Origin of the sequence: Thiohalocapsa sp. (assembly GCF_019695415.1) — a bacterium.
In the GTDB taxonomy this organism is placed as follows: Bacteria; Pseudomonadota; Gammaproteobacteria; order Chromatiales; family Chromatiaceae; genus Thiohalocapsa.
Genome location: NZ_JAIFKJ010000330.1, coordinates 1 through 4,304, shown reverse-complemented (window position 1 = coordinate 4,304; position 4,304 = coordinate 1). Strand labels below are relative to the sequence as shown.

Here is a 4,304-nt window from a genome sequence, read left to right as displayed (position 1 = left end):
TCCTTAGGCGCAGCGAAACCCTCCGCAGGCGGGTCTGGTGCCAACTCGCGAAAACAGTTTCCCTCGAGGAGTAGATCCCATGCCACGCGTCAGTATCGTCGGTTCCGGCTTCGGGGCGCTCACCGCCATTTCGTCGCTGCGGGCGGCCGACCCGAGCCTCGACATCACGGTGGTGAGCCCGAAGCCCGAGTTCGTTTACTACCCGGGCCTCATCTGGGTGCCGTCGGGTCTGCGCAGCGGTGAGGATTTGCGCATCGACCTGGTGTCCTTCTTCCGGCGCATGCAGGTCACACACCACGCGGCCGAGGCCATCGGCCTGAGCGACGACGGCCGCACGCTGCACACCAGCGACGGCGACATCGACAACGACGGCCTCATCATTGCCAGCGGCGGGCGCTTCATCAAAAAGCTGCCGGGCATCGAGCATGCCATCACCCCCTGCGAGGGCATCCCCGCCGCCGAGGCCATTCGCGATCGGCTGAAGGCGCTTGACGGCGGCACCGTGGCCATGGGGTTTGCCGGCAACCCGAAGGAGCCTTCGTCCATGCGCGGCGGGCCCATCTTCGAGTTCTTGTTCGGGCTCGACCGCCAGCTGCGCCGGGAGGGGCGCCGCGAGCGCTTCCGTATTGTCTTCTTCACCCCGGCGGAGCGCCCCGGCAACCGGCTCGGGCCCAAGGCTGTGGACAAGCTCCTGGGGGAGATGCACAAGGTGGGCATCGAGACCCACCTGGGACACAAGATGAAGGGTTTCACCGCCGACAAGGTCATGACCGAAGGCGGCGAGATCCCGGCGGATCTCATCGTCTTCATGCCCGGCATGACCGGCAACCAGTGGTTCGACAGCACGCAGCTGCCACGCTCGCCGGGCGGGCTCATCCAGGCGGATGCGCACTGCCGGGTACCGGGCACCGAGCGCGTCTATGTGGTCGGCGACTCCGGCAGCTTTCCGGGGCCCGACTGGATGCCCAAGCAGGCGCACATGGCAGACCTTCAGGCCAAGGCGGCGGCCAAGAATCTCGTGGCGGAATTCAAGGGCGAGGCCGCGGATGCCACCTTCGACGTGGAGCTGCTCTGCATCGTCGACGCCAATGACCGCGGCATGGTGGTCTGGCGCACCGAGAAGCGAAACTGGATTCTGCCCAACTCCGTCGCCTTCCATTGGCTGAAGCGGGGCTTCGAGTGGTGGTATCTGCGGCAGTATCGACTTTAGAGGGCTGAGGGCTGAGGGCTAGTACACTGGCCGCTCGCCGTATTTGCGGCGCAGGTCCTTGGCCGCCGCGCTCGCCGCATCGACGATGGCGCTCTGTTGGCCTCGGCGCTTGCCGCGGTAGACCTGGTCCACGCCGACGGCGCCCGTGGTCTTGCGCCATGCCCGCACGCGCAAGTCCACCCGATTCAGGCCGCCGCTGTAGCGCTCCACGCTGACGACGGCGGGATCGATCACCACCTCCGCCTCGTTGCTCTCGCCGCGGGCGGAGAGTGGGAATACGGTGGCGAAGGCGCCGGACTCGCCCACCGTGCGCACGATTTCACGCTGCAGCCAATTGCGGTCTGTCGCCGAGGCCCCGCTGAACTGCACCGGCGATACCGCTGCGGCCAGGGGACCGCGGTAGGTCTCGTCGTTGGCGATGGCGATGGACCCAGGGCCACCGCCCGAGGAACCGCACGCAGTGAGTGCAACGGCAAGGACGATGGAGCAGAGCGCAATGAGCAGAGAGCGGAGCATGGGACGCCTTTTCTCGGGTCGGGGACGATCCGGAACCGCGCCGGGCCGCGCAGCCGGGATGACTGCTCATTGTCCTGCGAGGACACGCGAGTTGCCAAGGTGGCCGGACCGCCGGAACACGTCGGGGCACTGCCTGGCAGCCGGACTCGGCTGCGGGCTATGCACATTGCGGACGGCGGCGCGCGGCTGCGACGTCAGCGCAGATGTCTCGTCCTGACGCGCTCGGTTGATCTGCCGCGCGCAGCAGCGCATAATGGCAGGCTTCGCTGCTTAAATGAAGCCTGGGCGACTGCCTGCGCGGCATGGCGTGCGCGTCTGTCGCGGGAAACGAAATGCCCGAAACGCTTCACTGTCAGCATTCTGCTGTGACGCGACGCCTGTTGCCTGCCGTTGGCTGTGGCGGTTACCGCAGCGGCGGCGCTGACGTTGGGCGGCGTACTCCTTGCCTCACCGCACGTGCCAGGCATCCGGCCTGGATGTCGGGAGGCTCATGATCCGAGAGGAGACCCATGCGACATTACGAAGTGGTGTTTCTGGTGCACCCAAGCCAGAGCGAACAAGTGCCGGCGATGATCGACCGCTACCGCAGCAACCTGGAGGGGCGCGGCGGCAGGATCCATCGGCTGGAGGACTGGGGTCGGCGCCAGCTTGCCTATCCCATCAACAAGGTGCACAAAGCGCATTACGTGCTTATGAACATCGAGTGCGACAAGGAGGCCCTGGACGAGCTGGAGAACGCCTTCCGGTTCAACGACGCGGTGCTGCGCAACCTCATCATCCGGCGCAATGCGGCCGTGACCGAGCCCTCGCCCTTGCTTAAGGGCGAGGACGAGGGCGGCGACGAGCGCGGTGAGCGCAGCAGCGAGCGCCGCCCCCGCCGCGACGAGGAAGGCGGCTCCCGCCCGCGTCGTGAGGACGCCTGAGGCCGCCGCAAGGCCCCAGGTTGTTAACCCAGCACCGAGAGGATACGCACTATGGCCCGCTTTTTTCGCCGCAAGCGCTACTGCCGGTTCACGGCGGAAGGCATCACGGAGATCGACTACAAGGATCTCAACCTGCTCAAGGCTTACGTCAGCGAGTCCGGCAAGATCGTGCCGAGCCGCATCACCGGCACCTCCGCCAAGTACCAGCGCCAGCTTGCCGATGCCGTTAAGCGTGCGCGCTTCCTGGCACTGCTGCCCTACACCGACGGGCACTGATTGACGCGGTGTCTGCCGATTGTCGGCCACCCACGGCACAAGCTCGTACCAGCGACTCGTTCGACGCGCGGCTTGTCTTGTTCCGGGCGAAGGGCGGCTCTAGAACAGCATTTTCGAGGAACCCCTAGTGGACGTCATTCTGCTGAAGAAGATCGGCGGCCTCGGTGACCTCGGCGACAAGGTCGCCGTGCGCCCGGGCTTCGGTCGCAACTATCTGATACCCCAGGGCGCCGCGGTGCCCGCCACCGCTGAGAACCTGGAGGCCTTCGAGGAGCGGCGCGCCGAGCTGGAGGCCCAAGCCGCGGAAGCGCTCGCCCACGCTGAGAGCCGCCGCGAGCATCTCGAGGGTCTGACGGTCACCGTCCCGCGCAAGGCGGGTGAAGAAGGGCGGTTGTTCGGCTCCGTCGGCACCGCAGACATTGCCGGTGCGCTCTCCGAAGCCGGCTATCCGGTCGAGAAGAGCGAGGTGCGCCTGCCCCAGGGTCCCTTCCGCAACATCGGCGAGTACGAGGTGGAGGTGCAACTGCACTCGGACGTGAGCGTCGTCATCCTCCTCGAAGTCGTCCCCGGGGGCTGATCAGAAACGCAGACGAATTCAGGTTACCGTCCCCACAATTTAGGCGCCGTCGCTGTTCCATAGTAGCGGCGTATTGGGGACTAATACGGGGACGGTAACCCTAACTGCCGGCAGATTTGATTCGTCGGTCACCATCCTTCGTGTCAGCATGGGCTCGCGCGGTCGAGCCAGCTCTAGACGGCGGTCGCCGGGCCGTCTGTACGCCCCTGACTCGCACTCTGTTGCCGGCCGCCGAGCGGCCCTTGCCCGAGGGCATCCTTGGGCCGACAATCCTCCCTCACCCCAGCGCCCGCTGAGACTGCGCCGCACGCTTGGCCAAGACCTGGCCGAGACGTGGCTGATCGGCCGTTTTCCCAGTCCAAACAGGAGGATGCCCCGTGGATCTCGACGACCATGAACCCCCTGGGGAAGCGCCGTTCGGCGGCGATCTCAGCGCCGGCGCAGCCTTCGAGGGCATGCGCGTGCCGCCGCACAATGTCCAGGCGGAGCAGTCCCTGCTCGGTGCCCTCATGCTGGAGAACGGCACCTGGGAGCTGGTGGCGGACAAGGTGCGGGAGGTGGATTTCTACCGCCGCGAGCATCAGCTGATCTTCCGCGCCGTAGCGCTGCTGGCGGATGACGATCAGCCCTTCGACGTCGTCACGCTGGCCGAGACGCTGGAGAAGCGCAAGCTGCTGACCGACGTCGGCGGCATGGACTACCTGGCGGAGATCGACCGCAACACGGCGAGCGCCGCCAATGCCGCGCACTACGCCCGCATCATCCGCTTCAACTCGGTGCTGCGCCAGCTCATCAAGGCCGG

The 4,304-nt window shown here is 66.5% G+C and carries 6 protein-coding genes; 5 read left to right on the top strand and 1 reads right to left on the bottom strand.

Annotated elements, in window-relative coordinates:
* Positions 1-79 precede the first annotated feature (79 nt).
* A complete protein-coding gene (locus tag I6U14_RS09435) occupies positions 80-1,210 on the top strand; it encodes an FAD-dependent oxidoreductase (RefSeq protein ID WP_296898757.1) in 1,131 nt (376 codons plus the stop codon).
* Positions 1,211-1,228: 18 nt separating this feature from the next.
* Here the strand turns inward: I6U14_RS09435 and I6U14_RS09430 are convergent, their stop codons facing one another.
* On the bottom strand, positions 1,229-1,726 hold the full coding sequence (locus I6U14_RS09430; protein ID WP_296898755.1) for a hypothetical protein: 498 nt from the start codon (positions 1,724-1,726) through the stop codon (positions 1,229-1,231).
* A gap of 509 nt (positions 1,727-2,235) precedes the next feature.
* Here I6U14_RS09430 and rpsF point away from each other — a divergent pair.
* The 4 genes from rpsF to I6U14_RS09410 all read left to right on the top strand — a co-directional run.
* Complete coding sequence (gene rpsF, locus I6U14_RS09425) at positions 2,236-2,649, top strand: 30S ribosomal protein S6 (protein ID WP_296898753.1); 414 nt, start codon at positions 2,236-2,238, stop codon at positions 2,647-2,649.
* A 51-nt stretch (positions 2,650-2,700) separates the two neighbouring features.
* Positions 2,701-2,925: a 30S ribosomal protein S18 gene (rpsR, locus tag I6U14_RS09420; protein ID WP_296898752.1), complete on the top strand. Its 225-nt coding sequence runs from the start codon at positions 2,701-2,703 to the stop codon at positions 2,923-2,925.
* Between the two features lie 127 nt (positions 2,926-3,052).
* Complete coding sequence (rplI, locus tag I6U14_RS09415) at positions 3,053-3,502, top strand: 50S ribosomal protein L9 (protein ID WP_296898750.1); 450 nt, start codon at positions 3,053-3,055, stop codon at positions 3,500-3,502.
* A gap of 377 nt (positions 3,503-3,879) precedes the next feature.
* Positions 3,880-4,304, top strand: a 425-nt coding sequence (locus I6U14_RS09410) for a DnaB-like helicase N-terminal domain-containing protein (protein WP_296898748.1), incomplete at its 3' end; no start/stop codon positions are given.